The following is an 18,017-nucleotide window of genomic DNA, read 5'->3' as shown; positions in this document are numbered from 1 at the left end:
CGTTGAAGTCATGGAATGTATTCTTGCAATGGACCTGAAAGGCGGTTCTGTCGTCCATGGGGCGAAGGGGGAGCGGGAGACCTATGCCCCTCTCACATGGGGTCTGGCGCGCTCGGTCGAGCCTGTCGCCTACTGCGAGGACCTCGCACCGAAGTACCTCTATATCGCGGACCTTGACCGTATCGAGGGCGTTGGCGATCACGAAAATGTGATCCGGCGTCTTGCCGATATGGTGGATCGGTGCTATGTCGACAGGGGGTGCCGCGGCCCGGCCGACCTGATGGGCGGCGTCGTCAATGTCGTCGGGACAGAGACTGCAGGGGAGGACCTCGCACGTTATCCTGGCTCTTTCCTCTCTGTCGACGTGAAGGGCGGGCTGGTGATCCCGTCGGGAGAGGCCCCGGTCGCCGTGCTGAAGAGGGCGGCAGGCCTCCCCTTTGCCGGGTGCATCCTCCTGAATATCGGGGGCGTCGGCACGGGTTGCGGCCTGCCTGCCGACCTCGAAGAGATCCGGGCCGCCTATCCGGGCCGCCTCCTCTGGGGCGGGGGCGTCGCCGGGGTGCGCGACCTCGACGTCCTGGAGGGTGCGGGTTTCGACGGCGCCATCGTGGCAACGGGCGTGCACAGGGGGACGATCCCCCTCGCGTGGGTGGAGGAGGGGCGGACATGCTCGTGACCGTCGAGGGGATCGACGGGAGCGGGAAGAGCACGCTCGTCGCCGGCCTTGCCGGCGCCCTTGCCGACCTCGGCCCGGTGGTCACCCGCGAGCCCGGGGCCACCTGGGTGGGCGAGGCGGTTCGGCGTGCGATCGCCGAGAACCGCGACCCCATCACCGAGTGCCTCCTCTTTGTCGCCGACCATGCCGCCCACCTCACCCATGTCGTGAGACCGGCCCTGGCGGCGGGGAAGATCGTCATCTCCGACAGGTACTCGGACTCCCGGTACGCGTACCAGGCGGTGACCCTGCAGGGGACGATGCCCGACCCCGAAGGATGGCTGCGGGCCGTCCACGCCCCCTTCACCGTCGTCCCCGATCTCACCTTCCTCTTTATCCTCCCGGTGGAGGCGGCGGTCACGCGGCTCAAGGAGCACAAGGAGCACTTCGAGGAGGCTGCGGTCCTCGCCGCCGTCCAGGCAAACTATCTCCGGTTTGCGGAGGCCGAGCCCGAACGCTTCGTCCTCGTCGATGCGATGCTCGAAAAAGAGGCGGTGCTGGACTTTGTCGCCGCCGAGATCAGACGGCGGGCCGGGTCAGGGAGATAGCCCTTCGAAGATCTCGTCGACCCTTTTTTTGAGGAAGGGGATGTCCTTTTCCATGAGCATATCCCAAAAGTGATCCCGTAGCCACATTGCCGAATTATAAATCACATACGATTAAAACCTTATATCGTGGCATTCAGCGAGATCGATGATGACCTCTGGTTAATCATCAGCGATTACCTCCCTCCTCAGAAACCTCGCACAGGACGACCGCGTTCTGATCTTCGTCTTTTAATGAATGGAATTCTCTTTGTTCTTACTACAGGATGTACATGGAGCGATGTACCCGAAAAATATGGAACAAAATCGACGGTACATCGATTTCATCAATATCTATGCGAGAACAGAGGATATCAGGGTCTATTTTTTGATCTTCTTCGGCGAGGATACGATCTCAAAATCGTTGATCTTTCGCACTGTTCGATAGATACGAAGTCTATTCCCGCAAAAAAAGGGGTATCATCGGATTTGATGGCGAGGTCATCCCAAAACTGATCTACTGTCTGTCCTGTCGATGGAATGATCGGTATGTGGTTCTGAAAAATCCTGTTCTCGTGTCTGTCCGGGGGGTTTCACCCCCCGGTCCCCCCCCTCATTGCGAGAGGGGGCGGAGGGCAATCTCCTTCATCAGGATCTCTGGTCTCTCTTCCCCGACCCTATCCTGTTTCGGGGGTCCGGGGGCGTCGGTCCCCCGGCAGAGAGGTGGGGGAAGGCGGTGGTTTCGCATGATTCTTCAGGGAATTCGGGAAGACATCGACCCGATCATGAAGTTTTCTCCCGAGCCCCCATGCAGAGATGGGGAGAGTGAACGAGAGTTCTGGGATATGCTCTCTCTCTGCGCATCACCCGCAGGGTCGGAGGAGATTATTCCTCCTGTTCGATCCCCTCGTCGTCCTCCGGTTCCTCTGTATATTCCGATGTCTGCATTCCGAGGAGGACGAGGACGATGCCGATAAGGGCGAGGAGGCCGCTCACCACGAGGTTGGCCGTGAGAAACCAGAGGGCCGCGGCCGCGACGAGGCAGGCAAGCCCCACATAGAGCGCTTCACGCGGCATTACGTCTCCTCTGTCGTGTGTCTGTACATACAGGATCGTCCCTTCCCGGGATGATAGAGGTTGCGGGTGGGCATCCAGAAAAAATGCAGGGGCCCGGATCAGTCCCGGACAGGATACTGGATCTCGGTCACGAGGTCCTCTGCCGCGACCTCTGCCGGGTCGTTGAGGTAGACCTCGCGCTCGGGGCCGTTCTGGCTGAGGTCATGTGCGTCGAGATACTCCCTGACCTCCCGGTGGGCGAGGGGGAGATTCTCGTACGGTCCCCGGTGCAGCACCGAGAGGGCGCGGCACCCGGGCAGCACGCGCACCTCGATAGTCGGATCCCTGACCGTCACCGCCCCGGTGATCGGGAGGGCCGTTTCGACGTCGCAGTCGTTTCCCTCATTGTCGCCGGCATAGCAGATCGAGACGACAGTACCCGAGACCTTCACCCTCGCGTTCGTGTTCTCCGGGGATGCGACCTCCTGACAGAGTCTCTCGATCATCTGGCCGGTGACCTCTCCATATGCTCCCTTCTCCCGCGTCGAGATCACGCGCAGGGGCGCGATCTCCTTGATTGTCCACTCTGTGAGTGACATTTTAAACAACTCCTTCAGCGGGTCTGCCGACGACAGCACCCGCTCCACCCTGCGCAGACGACCGATCTCCTCCCTCACGGCACGGCGCCGCGCCTGCATCAACCCGGCGATGACCTCCCTCTCCCCGCGGTCCCGGGCGTCGAGGACGACCGCCACCTCGTCCAGGGAGAAGCCGAGGCCGGTAAGGGCGCGGATCCTGACGGCCCGGTCGATCTGTGCGATCGCATAGTACCGGTATCCCGAGCAGAGATCCTTTGTCGCCGGCACGAGGAGGCCCTTCTGGTCATAACAATGCAGCGCTTTCTTCGACAGCCTGGTCAGGTGCGAGAATGTCCCGATCGGGATCTGATCGACTGGCATGGTATGATCAATCGATGGAAGGGCGTGATAATAGCACCTGGTTCTCTCCTCCGGGTGCGAGTTTGCGGGGAGTCGGGGGCAGAGGGTGGGGGACCAGAGACAGCATCTCGGTCCCTCACCTCCCTCGCGCCTGGTGGACGGGATGCCCCTCATGCTATCTTTTTCAGCAGTATCTCTCTGAAGGGCGATGATACCCCGGTGATGAGATCATGAAGACCTTCACGGCTGTGCTCTCTGGAGAAGATGACATGTACCCGGATGCCCGGAAGTGGGCACCGTCGGTCAGGGAGAGACGGGGGAAGAGTCGGTAGCAAACCTCAAGGAAGCCACGGAGTTGTATCTTGCCGAAGCCTCACACCTCTGGCGTGAGGCTCGTGCACTCGGTGACAGGTGCACAGATTTTCCGTTAGAAGAGAGAAGAAGGCCCATCATCACGATATTTGAGGTGGCCGGTGGTGCCGGGGCGTAAGCCGGTCTCCGGCGAGACAGTGATAAAATCTTCTCAAAAGAGTATGGTTTCACCGTAAGCGGCCAGGCCGGGAGTCATGTACGTCTCTCAAAAGAGACGCCAGCAGGAAAAGTGGAGGCCGTCGTCTCGTTGCACAGCATGAAAACCTGGCCCAAACATACGCGAGTGAACATTCTTGTGGATCTCCGAGATGTGAAACCCCCGGCGCAAAGATTACGGGAAACATTTTCTGATCTGGGGCGGCAAATCCGATCCTCACGCCTTTTCACGCACTCCCCCGATATTCACAGCCACCGCGGCAAGGGTACCCCGAGTTGCACGACGAGGTCGCGGAGTTCGTCGTGGATGCTACGATCGGCCTTCATGAGCACAAGTCCATACACAACCCCGCCGAGGGCGATGGCGGCGAGAGCGATGAAGACGTTTGTGAGGGGAATGACAGTCCGGTACAGGATGAGCACGAGGGCCATCGCTCCCGCGGCGAGGAGTATGTGGAGGACCGGGCCGCGTTCGAGACGCACCGTGATCTGTTTTGAAAGATAGTGACGAGCGATGGTGGCGTTGACGACCATCGTCACGAGGGTGGCGACCGCCGCTCCCTCGATCCCGAGGATGGGGATGAGGGCGAGGTCGAGGACGACGTTCACGACCGCCGCCGTCCCGGTGGCATAGAATGACTCCCTGGGTCGGTCGATGGCACTGAGCGTCATCGTCTGGAGGTACATGAAGACATTGACCACCTGCACGAGGAGGAGGATACTGAGCACCGCTGCCCCCTCGGCAAAACCCGCGCCATAGAAGAAGTAGAGGAGGCGGTCGCCGAGGACCCAGCCGCCGACCGCGACCGGGACCGCGAGGAGGAGGGAGTAGGTGAAGGCGCGGGAGAGGGAATTGGCGATCCAGGCCGGGTGCCGGTCGGCGTGCCAGCGGCTGATCTTCGGGTAGAGGGTCGTGCGGAGCGCCGTGGTGGTGAAGGCCGCGGCGGCGGTGAACTGGAAGGCGATCTGGTAGACACTGACGTCGGCATCGGTCATGAAGTAGCCGACCAGGATCGTGTCGGCGTACGAGAAGATGATCACGCCGCTCGACGCGAGGAAGATCCAGAATGAGAAGGTGCTGAGGTTTCTGAGGTGGCGCCTTGTGAACCATGCCGGTCTGAGAGAGAGGAACCTGAGGTTGAAAAGGCCACCAACGAAAAGACCGGCGACGAACCCGCCGACAAGTCCGGCGACACCATACCCGAAGAAGACGGCGACCACCTGGAGAAGAATTTTTACCAGACTGTTCAGGAGGCCTCCGCTCTGGTTCACGCCGACCTTCCCTTCTCCGTAGATACCATTTCCCGTGACGCCGGTGAAGACCCCGATAACCAGCGCAAGCACCAGCCAGAATACTATCCCTTCGCCCTGGAGGGCGTCGATGAACGGCCGGATGGCAAGGAGTGCGGTCATCGAGAGCGCAAGGAGAAGAACTCTCAGTACGAGAAAGGCCGTAAAGTATTCGTTCCGTTCGCTCCCGGCTGAGATCCGTTTGACCGCCGCGCCGCCAAACCCTCCGTCGCCGATGAGATTGAAGATCCCATAGTACGCGAGAAAGAGAGCGTAAGGGCCATATGCGGCCTTTCCGAGCACATGGGTAAAGTACATCGTGGCAACAAAACCGGCCATGGTGAGGCCGACCGTGGAGGCGAGACTGATCAGACTCTGCCGGCGGACCGGGTCGATGCCCATGATGCGGGAGAGGGAGCGGGCTTGAGAAACCACAGTTTGATAGTATGGGGAGTGTCTCAATAATACTTCGGCTCTGAGGAGCGTGATCAAAAGACTCCCGGGTCTGAGATCTGATCCGACACGGGAAGAGCAATTCTCCTGACCCGCGTCCATCACGGATCAACAGCACAAAAAAGTGAGGGCTCAGTCACGCCGCAGCGTGACGGTGACCTCGCCGAGAGTGAGGACGTCCACGGCCTCGCCCTCCACCTGGTAGGTGAAGGTCGGGGTGAAGGCGTTCTCAGGGACAGCCACCTCCTCGCCGTCGATGACGACGGTCGCCGGGGGGGTGACGATCTGTTCCGGCGGCAGGGCCTCGACCGCAGCCATGAAGGCCTTCGCCTGCTTGCGGAGGGCCGGGCCGATCACTGCCTTGTTGAACTCGACGCCGGCCACCGCCTTCTCCAGCTTCGGCTCGCCCGTCTTCCAGGCGACCGTCGCATTCAGGGCGCGCGCCACGTCGCCGCAGTCGTCGATGGACTCCGGGGCATAGATATTCATCCTGCCGAAGGGGGCGTTCAGGGCAAGGCCCAGGTCGTGCTTGTACCGCCTGAGTTCGGCCGTCAGCGCGACCACGTGGTCGCCGAGCCCCTCTGCCTCCGCGTCCGCGAAAGCGAGGTCGACCCACGGCTGTTTCAGGACAGAGCCCTCCCTGAACTGGGCCCAGCACTCCTCGGCGAAGTGCGGGGTGTAGGGGGCGAGCATCCTGCAGAGGGCGTCCATCGTGATCGCAAGGGCGCGGCAGGCGCTCGCACGCTCGGGGGCGTCGGAGTAGAGCCGCCCTTTCACGAGTTCGATATAGTCGTCTGCCAGGATGTTCTTCGTGAAGTCCCGGATCGCCTTGAGGCCCTGGTCGAACTGGCAGGTCTCCAGGGCGTCAGTCACCTCGGCAACCGTCTCCGTCAGTTTTGCCAGGAGCCAGCGGTCCAGGAGTTCTGTCACCGGTGTGTCGTCGGGGACGCCCTCGCGTTCGAGCTGGGTGAGCACGAAGCGGACGATATTCCACATCTTCGTCTGGAAACGGGACGCGGCGACGACATCGTTCCAGTTGAACATGATGTCCTGGCCGGTGGCCCCGCCCATCGCGCCCCACTGGCGGAAAGCGTCGGCGCCGTACTCCTTGAGGATGTCCTCGGGCGGGATGATGTTGTTCCGGCTCTTGGACATCTTGAAACCGTCTTCGCCGAGGACCATGCCGTTCACCAGGATCTGGTCCCAGGGCCTCTGGCCGGTGAGGGCGACCGCCCTCAGGATCGTGTAGAAGGCCCAGGTCCTGATGATGTCGTGGCCCTGCGGGCGGATCTGCGCCGGGAAGAGTGCGGGCGTGCCGCTCCCGTCCCAGCCGGTGACATTCAGTACCGAGATCGAGGAGTCCATCCAGGTGTCCAGGACGTCGTGCTCGCCGACGAACTCCTCCGACCCGCACTTCGGGCAGGGGTGCTTCGGCCTGTCCACCGTCGGGTCGATGGGCAGGTCAGCCTCGTCGGGGAGAACGATCTCGCCGCACTTCGCGCAGGACCAGACCGGGATCGGGGTGGCGAAGATCCGCTGCCTGGAGATGCACCAGTCCCAGTCCATCGACTCGACCCAGTTCTCCAGGCGGGTGAACATGTGCCCGGGGTACCATGTCACCTCTTGTGCGGCCTTCATGATCTCCTCGGGCTTGATCCTGATGAACCACTGCCTCTCCGAGAGGATCTCGATCGGGGTCTTGCACCTCCAGCAGGTGCCGACCCTCTGCTCGATCGTCTCCTGCTTTTTGAGGATACCCTGCTTCTCCATTTCGGCGAGGACTGCCTCGCGGCACTCCTTCGTGTTCATGCCCTCGTACGGGCCGCAGATCGCGGTCATGCGGCCCTTCCGGTCGATGGCCTTCCTCAGGGGGAGGTCGTACTGCTTCCACCAGTGGACATCCTGCTTGTCGCCGAAGGTACAGATCATCACCGCGCCCGAGCCGAAGGACGGGTCGACGGCCTCGTCCCTGATCACCGGCACGTCGTGGCCGAAGAGGGGGACCGTCAGGTGCTTTCCTGCGAGGGCCGTGTAGCGCTCGTCGTCGGGGTGGACGGCGACGGCGACGCAGGCCGCAAGGAGTTCGGGCCTGGTCGTTGCGATCTCCAGGCCGTCGAAGTCGAAGTAGTTGAGTTTTGTCTCACGCTCTTCGTATGAGACCTCGGCAAAGGCGATCGCCGTCTCGCACCGCGTGCAGAAGTTTACCGGGTGCTCGCTCTGGTAGATGTAGCCCGCCTTCAGCATCCGCAGGAAGGAGAGCTGCGTCTTCCCGAAATATTTCGGGAGCATCGTGATGTACTCGTTGCTCCAGTCGGTCGAGAACCCGCAGCGCCGCAGGGTGGCGCGCATCTTCTCGATGTTGCTGATGGTGAGGTCCCGGCACATCCGGCGGAACTCCTCCCTGGAGACGTCGTTTTTGGTGATGCCGTGGATCTCCTCGACCTTGACCTCGGTGGGCAGGCCGTGGCAGTCCCAGCCCTGCGGGAACATGACGTTGTAGCCCCGCATACGCTTGTACCGTGCAATGAAGTCGATATAGCACCAGTTGAGGGCGTTTCCTATGTGGAAGTTGCCTGTCGGGTAGGGTGGGGGCGTGTCGATGATGAACCGCGGCTTTGTCGAGGTGCGGTCAAAGTAGTTGTCCTCGTCGCGCCAGGTGCGCTGCCACCGTTCCTCCACTTCCCGGAAATCATAGGTCTTTGGGATCGTATGCGAGGATGACATCTTCCCTTACTATTGGTTTCCAAGTTTTTAAATCAATATATGGGTCGCCGAATAGAGTCGGCACGCCCGCCCCTGACTGGAAAGTTCATCTCTTCCCGGTTCCAATAAAAAACTGAATGCATCAGGAGACTGGGCCTGCTCTCGCTGCGGTCCTTGCCGTACTCGGAATTCTGGTAGCCCCGCATATCCAGCCCGCGTGGCTCCTCTCTCTGATCGTCGTCCTGGTTTCCGGGGTGCTCCTCCTGATCCGCGGGACGAAGTTTGTCGCCGTCTCGATCATCGTCACCGCGGTGCTCTATGGCCTCGGCCTCCTTTCCCTTGCGGTCTTTGCCGCGACGCTGGCGATCGTCGTCCCCGGCGAGTACGCCTTCCGGGTCACCGGGGGAGGGCCGCGCTCCTATATCCCGTATTTCCTGACCGGGTGCGCGGGAGGTCTCCTGGCCATGTATTATGTGGGGGTCTTCTCCCCGCTGACCGTTCTCATCGGCGTCCTTGTCGCCGTGCTCCTCCGCGCCGCCCTCACCGGCAGGGAGGACGCCCTGATGATCGAGGCCCTGGGTGTGGCGATGGCGCAGCAACTCTTCTACGAGATCGGCTATATCGTGGACCTGTGGGTGCTCGCGGTGGCGGCGCTCATCGGCCTGACCTTCGGGTACTTCGCCTACCGCCTGAAGACCGCCGACCTTTCCGGCCTCTTTTCAGGTGCGATCATCGGCCTCCTCCTCATCGTCTTTGCCGACGTCCGCTGGTTCTTCATCATGCTCGTCTTCTTCATCCTGGGCTCAGCGGCGACGAAGTTCAGGTACCGCGAGAAGGACGCCCTGGGCGTGGCGCAGTCCCATGGCGGGGTGCGCGGTTACTTCAATGTCTTTGCGAACGGTCTCGTCGCCACGGCCGGGGCGGTGCTCTTCGGTATCACCGGGCACGAGGCCTTCATCGCCCTCTTCCTGGGGAGCGTCGCCTCCGCGGCGGCTGACACCGTCGCCTCGGAGATCGGGGTGATGGGCGGCGACCCGTACCTGATCACCACCCTCGAACGTGTCCCGCCGGGCACGAACGGCGGAGTGACCGTCCTCGGCGAGGTCGTGGCCACCGGTGCGGCTGTCGTCGTCTCCCTCGCCGCCCTCCTCCTCGGCGTCGCCTCCCTCCCCATCGCCGCCGTCGGGATCGTCGCCGGTTTCATCGGCACGAACGTGGACAGCGTCGTCGGGGCGACCCTGGAGAACAGAGGGGTCTTCGGGAATGCGGGCACGAACCTCGCCGCCACCCTGGCAGGCGGCGTGGCGGCATTTTTGCTCGCGTTGATGGTGGTCTAGGGAGAAGGCTCATACGACAGACGATCGACGAGGCAATTGCAATTGGTCTGGAGTCACTCTGGTTCTCCCTGGAAAAGGGGGAGGAGATCTCGCCCAGGAGGGACTGATGGAGTCTGCTTCACCAGGGGACTGCAGGAAAGACGCATTATCGCAGCAGATCAAAAAAGTCTTCTTTTGTGATACAATTCCACTGCGAAACCTTTGTGACGATATCGTTCAGTTCAGTGTACCTTTTGCGATCTCGTCATGGAGGGGGATCGTGATCCGGTGTTCTCCGGCAGGTGTGTTCTTGCTCAACTGAACATGGCTGCCACGCTGTCGCAGGATGGTATAACCAAGCGAGCCGAGTGCTTTCACCAGAAGAAAGCCACTAACAACCGGAGATTTTGGCAATTGGACCAACCTGAAGTTCAGTCAGGGATATTATCGTGATCTGCTCTCCGGCATCGATATTCTCTTCGAAGTGCAGTTCGACGGCCTCTTTGATAGTATTCATGAGTTCGTCAAGCGTTTTACCCTGCGTGAAGATGTCCACTCCCATGCCGCGGGCACACCAGAACTCACCATCATGGTAGATATCGAATTTTACCAGCATGTACGGTCCCTCCTGATAGTGCATGGGATGTATACAATCATAAATATGACCGGGGGTGCGGGCGGCACTGTATCCGGCGTGCACCCCTCGATATGATCCTCTCAGGTACTCCGTCGTAGGAAGTGAGTTGTGATCCTCCAGGTGCGTCTCTCCTCTCAGATGAGCGGCAGTCTCACCCGCCCCGAAAAAAAGAGTGACTCTCTATTCAGTACCTGTACCATCGGCCCTTCTCGTCGTACTCGCCCACGACCTTCTCCTCCTCGGCCTCCCTGATGTGCCGGGCATAGAAGGCGGCCTTGAAGGCGAGGGCGAAGGGGACGAAGACGGCGATGAAGAGGGCGTAGACGAGGGCGGTCGCCCAGATCCCGTCGGGCCCGAGGATGGCGGCGAACTCTGCCTGGGTCGCTGTGGCATTGACGGCGTCGAAGGCGAAGGTCTCGCCGCTCTCGACGATCGGGGCGAGTTTATCGTAGAGCAGGGCTGTCAGGAGGAAGAGCGCTGCAAAGCCCATGCCGATGAATGCCGCGATGTTCGCCGCATAGAAGAGGAGCACGTTCCAGAGGTCGGTGAAGACCAGGGCCGCGCTCCTCTGGATGGAGGCGAAGATGCCGAGTTCTTCCGTCACCGCCGCGGCGTCGTAGAAGTACGCGAAAAAGGCAAAGGAGAGAACCACTCCCATGACCGCTGAAGTGATCGCCCCGCCTGCGCTCTCGCCGGTGAAGAGGGCGACCGGAGCGGCGAGGAGGAGGAGGGTCACGGCGGCCGCAAAGGCGAGGACGATGGCCGGGAGGAGGACCCTGAAGTAGCCCTTCTTCCCTTCCTCGAGGAAGGCGGCGAGGCTCCCGTCCTTCCTGTGCATCGCCCCGAGGGCCCCCGCGACAAAGAAGGGGAGGACGAGGAGGCCGAAGAGGAGGACCTTCCCGGCAAAGAACGTCTCCCCCGAGAACTCCAGCACGAGGTCGATACCGAAGGCCGCGCCCATGATGATCCCGGTCGTCCAGACCAGGGGGACCCTGATAAGGAGGCTGAACGCCTCCTGCAATGACCCGAACACCCGATCACCGGTTCCTGGGCATGGCGACGATCTCGCGCACCTGGAGGTCGAAGAAGGCCGCGGTGTGGGCCGGCCTGATCACGCAGACCGTGTCCGCGCCCGTCGCCGTCCCGCCGACTGCCACAACCTCCTCGTCCACCCTGACCGCGCCCTGGTCCGCGGCGATGAGGCAGCACTCGACGGCCACTTTCAGGCCGACGGCGACGGTCCGGCGGAGGGACTCGGCGATCGCCTCGGTCCGCGACGCGCCCCCGAGCTTCGGCGACCGCGAGATCGCGCGCTCAAGACCGGAGAGGACGTGCGTCCCGGTGACGATCGCGGCCCCTGCCGCCCTGAGGGTCTCCGCGGCCGCCTGGTCGAACTCCCAGACGCCCGGTGCGGAGAAGCCGACGGCGTGGGTCACCACCACCAGGCGAAGGTCGGTCCCCTTCATCGCCTGGAGGAAGGCGAGGGCCGTCTTTCCGGTGCAACTCGCCACGACGACGGTGCCGATCCCCTCCTCGCGTGCGCGCTCAACCGCGAAGCGGGCGGCGTCCTCCGTGTTCGCCGCGCCCGGTGCGTCGAAATAATAGGTATTCCTCGTGCTGTATCCCATGGTACCAGATTAATAAGAGTGCAAACGTAAAAGAGAATTGTTATGATTACGCTAGCATTGGCCGGAAAACCAAACTGCGGCAAATCCACATTTTTTAAGGCCACAACCATGGCGCAGGTCGAGATCGCCAACTATCCCTTCACCACCATCGACGCAAACCACGGCGTCGCCTATGTGCGCACCACCTGCCCGTGCAAGACGCTCGGCATCGAGGGCTGCACCCAGTGCCACGACGGCGTGCGCTTCGTGCCTGTCGCCTTCGTCGACGTCGCCGGGCTCGTCCCCGACGCCCACAAGGGCAGGGGCCTTGGCAACCAGTTCCTGGACAACCTCAGGGAGGCCGACGCCATCCTCCATGTGGTGGACGCGAGCGGCGCCACCGACGCCGAGGGCAACCCTGTCGAGCCCGGCAGCCACGATCCACGGGGTGACGTCACCTTCCTGAAGTTCGAGATGACGATGTGGGTCCACGGCATCCTGGCCAAACACTGGGCCCGCCTCCAGAGGCAGGCGCAGCAGAAGACCTTCGACGCCTACGAGGGGGTCGCCGGCGTGCTCGCGGGCCTCGGCATCACCTACGAGGAGGTCAAGGAGGTCGCCGCCGAACTCGACCTCGACCTGCGCCGGGCGAGCGAGGAGGACCTCGTCCCTCTCTGCGAGCGCCTGCTTGAGATGACCAAGCCTGTCATCTTTGTCGCGAACAAGATGGACATGGCCCCGGACGCGCTCATCGACGAGATGAAGGAGATGGGCGGCATCCCGACGAGCGCGGCGGCCGAACTCGCCCTGCGGATGGCGGCAGATGGCGGCTTCATCACCTATCTGCCCGGCGACACCTCCTTCGCCATCAAGCCCGACGCGAAGCTCAGCGCCCCGCAGAGGGCGGCCCTCGAAAAGCTGCAGGGACTCGTGGAGAAGTACGAAGGCACCGGCGTCCAGCAAGCACTCAACAGGGCGGTCTTCGACCTCCTCGACCAGATCGTCGTCTACCCGGTGGAGGACGAGCACCGCTTCACCGACAAGCAGGGCCGCGTCCTCCCCGACGCCTTCCTGATGAAGAAGGGCTCGACCCCGAAGGACCTCGCCTTCCGCGTCCACACCGAGATCGGCGAGGGCTTCCTGTATGCCGTCGACGCACGGACGGGCATGCGGATCAAGGAGAGCACCGAACTGAAGGACGGCGACATCATCAAGATCGTGAGCACCAGGAAGTGAGGGGCCTCCCCCTCCCCTCTTCCCCGGAACAAAACAGATACCTTTTTGATATGCAAGGGGGAACTTTCACCTATGGGCGGCGAGGTCTACCAGGCGCAGGTGTTGCGGAACTTTTTCGACACCATCACCGGACCTGACAGGAACCTCTCCCGGATATTCATGTGCGTCGTCTCCCTGGCGAAGCTGCGGATGGAGACGCCGGAGACGATGGCGCGCCTCATGGACCAGTTGAAGAAGAGCCAGCAGCACCGCGAACTCTCGGTGGACGTCCTCGACTACATGTGCTCGTGCGCGAGCGAGATCGATCTCGTCTCCGTCCAGACGGCCTTCGGCGTGAAGGAGGTCAGGGAGATCGCGGAGTCTTTCACCGGCGTCTCCATCGACTCGTTCTGAGAGAAACATATGCCGAAACTCTCCTTTTCTTCTCCTCTCCCGCATGTGGAACTCTGGAGAAAATATCATGATCGGGTCGATGCCTCTCTCGATTCCATGACGAGTAGTGTGGAGCCACCGCCTTCCCCTCAATCTGTGCCGGGGGACTGCCTCGAAGGTCTTCGACCTTCTCGTTGCCCCCAGACCCCCGGAAATAGGATAGGCCCTGGGAAGACAGAGCAGAGATCCTGACGAGTGAGACTGCCCTCTACCCCCTATCATAATTTAGGGGATCCCCGCGTCCTGCCATTTAAATCGGTGATATTAAGTAATACCCGGACAATCCGGAGGATCGATCCGGGACCGCACAGCGACCCCACGAAAAAGAAGCGCCTTCAGCAGCTCATAAATTCAACTGCTTCGCATAGGAGGCGAGGACCTGGAGGGGAAAACCCCGGTGCTCGTCGAGCGCCTGCTCGTCGTCGGGCGACGAGACGAGTCCGGCCGCATAGAGGAGAAGGAAGGCATTGTCCAGGGTGTACGATACCGCGTCCTCGACCTGATCGGCCGGGAGGTCCATCGCGAGGAGTGACATGTCGTCCCCGGAGAATGCCGGCATCCCCTCCGAGACGACGACCGAGGCCTGCAGGTCGGAGGCACGCTTCTTCAGGATTTCGAGCGCCGTGGCGACGGCCGCGGGGGCCTCCCTCTTCGCAAGCCTCTGCAGTGCCGTATCGGTCCGCGTCACCGCGATCCCGTACAGCCCGACCTTGAAACTGAGGAGGGCCGAGGCGATGGCGTGTCCGGTCGTCCCGTCCAGGCCCGCGAGCCGCGGCCCGACTCTCTCGATATATGCCTCCAGGTACCTTTCTGCCCGTCCCATATCCATCTCCTCCTTTCTGCATTGATATTTATTTCCTGACCCTCACCGCGAGGAAGGTGATGGTGGCGGCGAAGAGCACCTGCATCACCGGCCCGGTGGAAAAGTCGCCGATAACAAAGATGATCACCGCAAAAACCGGCGCCATCAGGGATACAAGGTCTTTTTTCTCGGTGGAGTAGGCGATCGCCCCGAGGATGAATGCGGCGATGATGCACGCCACCCGCCCGACCGTCCAGAAGGGGTGGGTGACGAGCATCTGGTCGCCCGCGGCGACGATGGCGAGAGTCGATACCAGAATCCCGCCGAACGAAACCAGAGGCACGGCAAGCCATGCCCTGCTGTCAAACCCATGCCACGACATATATCCCATCTGATCTATGCGCCGCACATTTAAAAGGGAGGTGGCGGAGATCAATAGTGTGGCGGTCCTTGTCTTTTCCGATGTCCATGCCGACGCGGAGGCCCTCTCCCGCGTCCTCGCCCTGCGGGAGGAACCGGCATTCACGCGGCTCTTCGGCCGGGTCGACACCGTCGTGAACCTCGGCGACCTCCTCGGCCGCGGCTACGCCCCGGTCGAGACCCTGCGCCTGGTGGAGCGCCTCGCCGGGGACGTCACCCTCGTCTCCCTCCTCGGCAACCACGACCATGCCTGTATCCACGGCATATCGGTGAGCGGCAGCGACGCGAGGAGCGAGGCGGCCCACCGCCGCCTGAACGGGTCTCCCCACCTCGACGCCCTCTCCCGCCTCCCTGTCGAGGCAGTGCTCGACGCCACCCTCTTCGTCCACGGCGGCCCCCTCCGCCTCGGTGACGTCCTCACCGAGCAGCCCTTCTGGCAGCGCCTCTCCCGCGTGCCAGGCCCGAGTTATGCGGGCTACCACTACACGCCGCAGATGGCCTTCGCCGAACTGGAACGCCGGGGCCTCTCCCACCTCTGCTGCGGCCACCAGCACGTCCCCCTCTGCTGCCAGAAGAAGGACGGCCGTATCGTCTCCGTCCCCCTGAAGCCCGAAACCCTCTCCGGCCTGCCTGTCGCGGGGGCCCGTATCGACCTCTCCGTGCCGACCATCACGCGGCTCGGTGCCTGCACCGGAGAGAACCCGGAGTTTGCCGTCACCGACTTTCTCCGCTTCTGGTATCTCAGGCTAGAGTGACAGGCCGGCCCGCCACCGCGGCGAGGGCCTCCTCCAGGCGGTGCAGGCGGTCTGCCTCCCCGTCTGCAAGTGTCCTCTTCCGCGCCTCCGCGCTTGCGAGCGCCTGCCTGTCTCTCTCCTTCTCTGCCTCCGCGCTCGCGATCGCTTCTTCGAGTCTCTGCGCCTCGCCGAGGGCGGTGCAGGCCCGCACCCTCTCCTCCGCGGCGGCGACCCTCTCCCGCACCCCGTCGAGGGCGGCGATCCGCGCGTCCATCTCCTTCGCGGCTGCCCCCGCGTCCGCGAAGAGTGCCAGGTCGTCCTTTCCTTTCAGGACCAGGTCGCCCCCCGCGATCTGCGTCTGCACGACCCCTGCCGCGGCCTCGACGAGGGGGAGAATCTCCTCGCGGCACGCGTCAAGCGGCCGGTCCAGGAGTGCGGTGCAGGCTTCGAGGGTGCGGAGGTCCTGCTGTGCACGGGCACGCCCCGCGACCCGCGCCGCCTTCCTCATCACCCGCGCCGCCTGGGCCGCCGTGTTCGTGAGGTCCTGTACGGCCCCGTCCTCCTCCTTTTTCAGTCCGGCAAGCCTCTCCTGCTCGGTCATGCAGGCGGCATAGTCCTGGCCTGCCGTGAGCGCCCGGAGCCTCTCCCTGTCCCTGGCGATCGCCGGGTCGGCCGCCTCCAGCCTTTTCCTGAGCGCCCTGATCTCCGCGTCGAGCTTCTCGGTCTCGACCCCCGCCCCCGTGACCGCGGCAAGGCCCGCGCGGGCGGCGCCGATCCGCGCCGTCGTCGCCTGTGCCTCCTTCACCAGGCCGGTGAGGGCGTTGATCTCCCGGCCGATATCCCGGGTGACCCCCCTGACCTCCTTCATCTCCTCCGGGAATACGGCGGCGAGGTATCTCCCCTGCCCCTTCTGGGCCTTCAGGAGACCGGTGAGGAGTTCGGCGGCCGCCGCATAGAACCCGTCCGCATCGTCAGGGAGGGGATGGGCGGCCTGCTGCTCCATCGCAGCGATGAAGGCCGGGAGAGAGCGGTCTGTCACGCTTTTCAGTTTCGGGTGGACGTCCTCCCGCCCTTCGGCGTCCTTCAGCGTTGCGAGGAGACGGTCGAGGTCCTCCAGCGAGGCCGAGATAGCCGTCCTGCACCTCCCTGTCGCCTCCTCCAGACCGGCCTCGACCTCCTCATCCCGTGCGTCCAGCCACGCCCCCGCCCTGTCGACGGTGAGCGTGAGACTCTCCTCTACCTCTTTCTTTGAAAAAAGACCCTTGAGAAAGCGGAACATCACCGATCTATCGGTGGCCCGCTATAAAGGGTTTCAGGCACTCAGTCCGAGCAGGCGATCTGCTTGATCCGGTCGACCCCGTGGATCTGGTCGATGACGTCGGCGACACTCTCCGGCACGAGACTGCGCCAGTCCTCGTCCGCCGCCATCCGCCGCCTGATCTCGGTGCCCGAGAGGGTGTCGCGCATGTACATCGGCAGGGTCTGCACCTTCATGCCGCCCTCGGAGAAGAGCCTGATCACCAGGGGGTTGTTCGAGTAGACGACGTCGAAGTACGGCGTCATCGAGTAGACGTGCGAGACCCAGAGGGCGTTCCTGCGGAGGTCCTCGATCGGGATCGCATAGAAGGGGATGCCGATCTCCTCCAGGGCCGCCGCGATCATCATCACCCTCTCGCCCGCGGTGAAGGGGTTCTCGACCTCGTGGGAGAGCTGGGCGCTCCCGACGCCGATGACGATCTCGTCGACCATGGGGGCGATCCTCGATATCACCGAGTGGTGGCCGTTGTGGTACGGCTGGAACCGCCCGATGTAGAAGGCACGCGTCATGGCCGCCCCGCAAGGGAGGCGATGAGCGCGGCGTGCGCCCCGGCCACGAAGCCCGCGTCGATGTTCACGACGGTCAGCACGGAGCAGGACTGGAGCATGCTCGCGAGTGCCGCCTGACCCTGGCCCATGAAACCGTAGCCTGTCGAGACAGGGACGCCGATCACCGGCCTGTCCACGAGCCCTGCGACGACGGCGGGGAGAGTCCCCTCCCGCCCGGCGGCGACGACATAGACGTGCGCCCCGTTCAGATCTTTCAGTGCCGGGAAGAGGCGGTGGACCCCGGCCGCGCCGACGTCGTAGGCGGTCCGCACCTCGCAGCCCATCTCCTCGGCGACGACACGCGCCTCCTCGGCCACCGTTATGTCGGCCGTCCCCGCGGTGAGGATGGCGACGATCCCGCCGTTCTTCTCGGGCTGTCCTCCCTTCGAGAGGACGACCGCCTGCGCCCGCTCCTCGTGCCTGAACGCGAGGCCTGCCGTCTCAGCCGCGGCCCGCACCGCCTCCGCCTGTTCAGGGGAGACCCGCGTCGCCAGGCACCGCCCGGCGGCCCCGGCATGTTTGAGCATGATCGCCACCAGGTCGGCCGTCTCCTTTCCCTCCGCGAGCACCGCCTCGGGGATGCCGCACCGCACCTCCCGCCCGAGGTCGATCCTGGCGAGTTCCCCCACCTTCTCGACCCTCAGCCCCGATATCCTGTCAATGGTATCGTCGAGGGAGATCCTGCCGGCGGCGTACGCGGCAAGCACCTCTCTCAGGATAGTGTCCGCAGTCATGGTCCAATAGTAAAATATGGGTGCGG

At 63.1% G+C, this 18,017-nt stretch carries 20 protein-coding genes; 7 read left to right on the top strand and 13 right to left on the bottom strand.

Translation table 11 applies throughout. The annotated features are described in order from the left end of the window. Nucleotides 1-10 precede the first annotated feature (10 nt). The 3 genes from MEFOE_RS11625 to MEFOE_RS14770 all read left to right on the top strand — a co-directional run bounded on the left by MEFOE_RS11625 (nt 11) and on the right by MEFOE_RS14770 (nt 1,755). Nucleotides 11-676 carry a HisA/HisF-related TIM barrel protein gene (locus MEFOE_RS11625; protein ID WP_067052277.1) on the top strand — a complete coding sequence of 222 codons (666 nt, stop codon included), beginning with the start codon at nt 11-13 and terminating at the stop codon, nt 674-676. Continuing rightward, nucleotides 667-1,263 carry a dTMP kinase gene (gene tmk / locus MEFOE_RS11620; RefSeq protein ID WP_067052275.1) on the top strand — a complete coding sequence of 199 codons (597 nt, stop codon included), beginning with the start codon at nt 667-669 and terminating at the stop codon, nt 1,261-1,263. The genes MEFOE_RS11625 and tmk overlap by 10 nt, the downstream gene beginning before the upstream one ends. A gap of 126 nt (nt 1,264-1,389) precedes the next feature. Next, nucleotides 1,390-1,755: a transposase gene (locus MEFOE_RS14770; protein ID WP_083523457.1), complete on the top strand. Its 366-nt coding sequence runs from the start codon at nt 1,390-1,392 to the stop codon at nt 1,753-1,755. A gap of 369 nt (nt 1,756-2,124) precedes the next feature. Here MEFOE_RS14770 and MEFOE_RS11610 read toward each other — a convergent pair whose 3' ends face one another. The 4 genes from MEFOE_RS11610 to MEFOE_RS11590 all read right to left on the bottom strand — a co-directional run bounded on the left by MEFOE_RS11610 (nt 2,125) and on the right by MEFOE_RS11590 (nt 8,228). Then, entirely contained in the window at nt 2,125-2,316 is a 192-nt protein-coding gene (locus MEFOE_RS11610) for a hypothetical protein (protein ID WP_067052271.1), read from the bottom strand. A gap of 98 nt (nt 2,317-2,414) precedes the next feature. Then, the gene (locus MEFOE_RS11605) at nt 2,415-3,254 is read right to left on the bottom strand and encodes a MerR family transcriptional regulator (protein ID WP_067052269.1); all 840 of its coding nucleotides are present in this window, start codon (nt 3,252-3,254) and stop codon (nt 2,415-2,417) included. Nucleotides 3,255-4,007: 753 nt separating this feature from the next. Then, nucleotides 4,008-5,486: a flippase gene (locus MEFOE_RS11595; protein ID WP_235809622.1), complete on the bottom strand. Its 1,479-nt coding sequence runs from the start codon at nt 5,484-5,486 to the stop codon at nt 4,008-4,010. Between the two features lie 150 nt (nt 5,487-5,636). Continuing rightward, the gene (locus MEFOE_RS11590; protein ID WP_067052265.1) at nt 5,637-8,228 is read right to left on the bottom strand and encodes a valine--tRNA ligase; all 2,592 of its coding nucleotides are present in this window, start codon (nt 8,226-8,228) and stop codon (nt 5,637-5,639) included. 116 nt (nt 8,229-8,344) lie between these two features. Between MEFOE_RS11590 and MEFOE_RS11585 the strand changes: the two genes are divergently transcribed. Continuing rightward, complete coding sequence (locus MEFOE_RS11585; RefSeq protein WP_067052264.1) at nt 8,345-9,544, top strand: DUF92 domain-containing protein; 1,200 nt, start codon at nt 8,345-8,347, stop codon at nt 9,542-9,544. A gap of 216 nt (nt 9,545-9,760) precedes the next feature. On the opposite strand, the gene MEFOE_RS11580 is transcribed toward MEFOE_RS11585, so the two are convergent. The 4 genes from MEFOE_RS11580 to MEFOE_RS11565 form a co-directional block, all read right to left on the bottom strand. Further along, nucleotides 9,761-9,901, bottom strand: coding sequence for a type II toxin-antitoxin system HicA family toxin (locus MEFOE_RS11580; RefSeq protein WP_235809621.1), 141 nt, complete (start codon nt 9,899-9,901; stop codon nt 9,761-9,763). Nucleotides 9,902-9,914: 13 nt separating this feature from the next. After that, nucleotides 9,915-10,139, bottom strand: coding sequence for a type II toxin-antitoxin system HicB family antitoxin (locus MEFOE_RS11575; RefSeq protein WP_067053268.1), 225 nt, complete (start codon nt 10,137-10,139; stop codon nt 9,915-9,917). Between the two features lie 205 nt (nt 10,140-10,344). After that, complete coding sequence (locus MEFOE_RS11570; protein ID WP_067052262.1) at nt 10,345-11,193, bottom strand: DUF7847 domain-containing protein; 849 nt, start codon at nt 11,191-11,193, stop codon at nt 10,345-10,347. Between the two features lie 4 nt (nt 11,194-11,197). After that, on the bottom strand, nt 11,198-11,788 hold the full coding sequence (locus MEFOE_RS11565; RefSeq protein ID WP_067052260.1) for a pyruvate kinase alpha/beta domain-containing protein: 591 nt from the start codon (nt 11,786-11,788) through the stop codon (nt 11,198-11,200). 42 nt (nt 11,789-11,830) lie between these two features. On the opposite strand from MEFOE_RS11565, the gene MEFOE_RS11560 reads away from it, so the two are divergent. Further along, on the top strand, nt 11,831-13,003 hold the full coding sequence (locus tag MEFOE_RS11560) for a redox-regulated ATPase YchF (protein ID WP_067052258.1): 1,173 nt from the start codon (nt 11,831-11,833) through the stop codon (nt 13,001-13,003). Nucleotides 13,004-13,075: 72 nt separating this feature from the next. Further along, nucleotides 13,076-13,396, top strand: a complete 321-nt coding sequence (locus MEFOE_RS11555; RefSeq protein ID WP_067052256.1) for a hypothetical protein — start codon at nt 13,076-13,078, stop codon at nt 13,394-13,396. Nucleotides 13,397-13,778: 382 nt separating this feature from the next. Here the strand turns inward: MEFOE_RS11555 and MEFOE_RS11550 are convergent, their stop codons facing one another. Further along, complete coding sequence (locus MEFOE_RS11550; RefSeq protein WP_067052254.1) at nt 13,779-14,258, bottom strand: hypothetical protein; 480 nt, start codon at nt 14,256-14,258, stop codon at nt 13,779-13,781. 28 nt (nt 14,259-14,286) lie between these two features. Then, complete coding sequence (locus MEFOE_RS11545) at nt 14,287-14,628, bottom strand: hypothetical protein (protein WP_067052252.1); 342 nt, start codon at nt 14,626-14,628, stop codon at nt 14,287-14,289. 31 nt (nt 14,629-14,659) lie between these two features. Between MEFOE_RS11545 and MEFOE_RS11540 the strand changes: the two genes are divergently transcribed. Then, complete coding sequence (locus MEFOE_RS11540; protein ID WP_235809620.1) at nt 14,660-15,412, top strand: metallophosphoesterase family protein; 753 nt, start codon at nt 14,660-14,662, stop codon at nt 15,410-15,412. On the opposite strand, the gene MEFOE_RS11535 is transcribed toward MEFOE_RS11540, so the two are convergent. The 3 genes from MEFOE_RS11535 to larB are packed head-to-tail and all read right to left on the bottom strand — an operon-like array spanning nt 15,399 to nt 17,991. Continuing rightward, nucleotides 15,399-16,670, bottom strand: coding sequence for a hypothetical protein (locus MEFOE_RS11535; protein ID WP_067052248.1), 1,272 nt, complete (start codon nt 16,668-16,670; stop codon nt 15,399-15,401). The genes MEFOE_RS11540 and MEFOE_RS11535 overlap by 14 nt on opposite strands. A 41-nt stretch (nt 16,671-16,711) precedes the next feature. After that, entirely contained in the window at nt 16,712-17,218 is a 507-nt protein-coding gene (locus tag MEFOE_RS11530) for a nicotinamide-nucleotide adenylyltransferase (RefSeq protein WP_067052246.1), read from the bottom strand. Continuing rightward, nucleotides 17,215-17,991, bottom strand: a complete 777-nt coding sequence (larB, locus tag MEFOE_RS11525; protein WP_067052244.1) for a nickel pincer cofactor biosynthesis protein LarB — start codon at nt 17,989-17,991, stop codon at nt 17,215-17,217. The genes MEFOE_RS11530 and larB overlap by 4 nt, the downstream gene beginning before the upstream one ends. Nucleotides 17,992-18,017: the final 26 nt, after the last annotated feature.

The organism is Methanofollis ethanolicus, from assembly GCF_001571385.1.
GTDB lineage: Archaea > Halobacteriota > Methanomicrobia > Methanomicrobiales > Methanofollaceae > Methanofollis > Methanofollis ethanolicus.
This window is presented reverse-complemented; position numbering and strand designations above follow the sequence as displayed.

Bases quoted from the DNA above. Each gene is read 5' to 3' on its own strand.
- MEFOE_RS11625 (WP_067052277.1), top strand. From the start codon at position 11: ATGGAATGTATTCTTGCAATGGACCTGAAAGGCGGTTCTGTCGTCCAT.
- tmk (WP_067052275.1), top strand. From the start codon at position 667: ATGCTCGTGACCGTCGAGGGGATCGACGGGAGCGGGAAGAGCACGCTC.
- MEFOE_RS11610 (WP_067052271.1), bottom strand. From the start codon at position 2,316: ATGCCGCGTGAAGCGCTCTATGTGGGGCTTGCCTGCCTCGTCGCGGCC.
- MEFOE_RS11605 (WP_067052269.1), bottom strand. From the start codon at position 3,254: ATGCCAGTCGATCAGATCCCGATCGGGACATTCTCGCACCTGACCAGG.
- MEFOE_RS11590 (WP_067052265.1), bottom strand. From the start codon at position 8,228: ATGTCATCCTCGCATACGATCCCAAAGACCTATGATTTCCGGGAAGTG.
- MEFOE_RS11585 (WP_067052264.1), top strand. From the start codon at position 8,345: ATGCATCAGGAGACTGGGCCTGCTCTCGCTGCGGTCCTTGCCGTACTC.
- MEFOE_RS11575 (WP_067053268.1), bottom strand. From the start codon at position 10,139: ATGCTGGTAAAATTCGATATCTACCATGATGGTGAGTTCTGGTGTGCC.
- MEFOE_RS11565 (WP_067052260.1), bottom strand. From the start codon at position 11,788: ATGGGATACAGCACGAGGAATACCTATTATTTCGACGCACCGGGCGCG.
- MEFOE_RS11560 (WP_067052258.1), top strand. From the start codon at position 11,831: ATGATTACGCTAGCATTGGCCGGAAAACCAAACTGCGGCAAATCCACA.
- MEFOE_RS11555 (WP_067052256.1), top strand. From the start codon at position 13,076: ATGGGCGGCGAGGTCTACCAGGCGCAGGTGTTGCGGAACTTTTTCGAC.
- MEFOE_RS11550 (WP_067052254.1), bottom strand. From the start codon at position 14,258: ATGGGACGGGCAGAAAGGTACCTGGAGGCATATATCGAGAGAGTCGGG.
- MEFOE_RS11545 (WP_067052252.1), bottom strand. From the start codon at position 14,628: ATGGGATATATGTCGTGGCATGGGTTTGACAGCAGGGCATGGCTTGCC.
- MEFOE_RS11535 (WP_067052248.1), bottom strand. From the start codon at position 16,670: ATGTTCCGCTTTCTCAAGGGTCTTTTTTCAAAGAAAGAGGTAGAGGAG.
- MEFOE_RS11530 (WP_067052246.1), bottom strand. From the start codon at position 17,218: ATGACGCGTGCCTTCTACATCGGGCGGTTCCAGCCGTACCACAACGGC.
- larB (WP_067052244.1), bottom strand. From the start codon at position 17,991: ATGACTGCGGACACTATCCTGAGAGAGGTGCTTGCCGCGTACGCCGCC.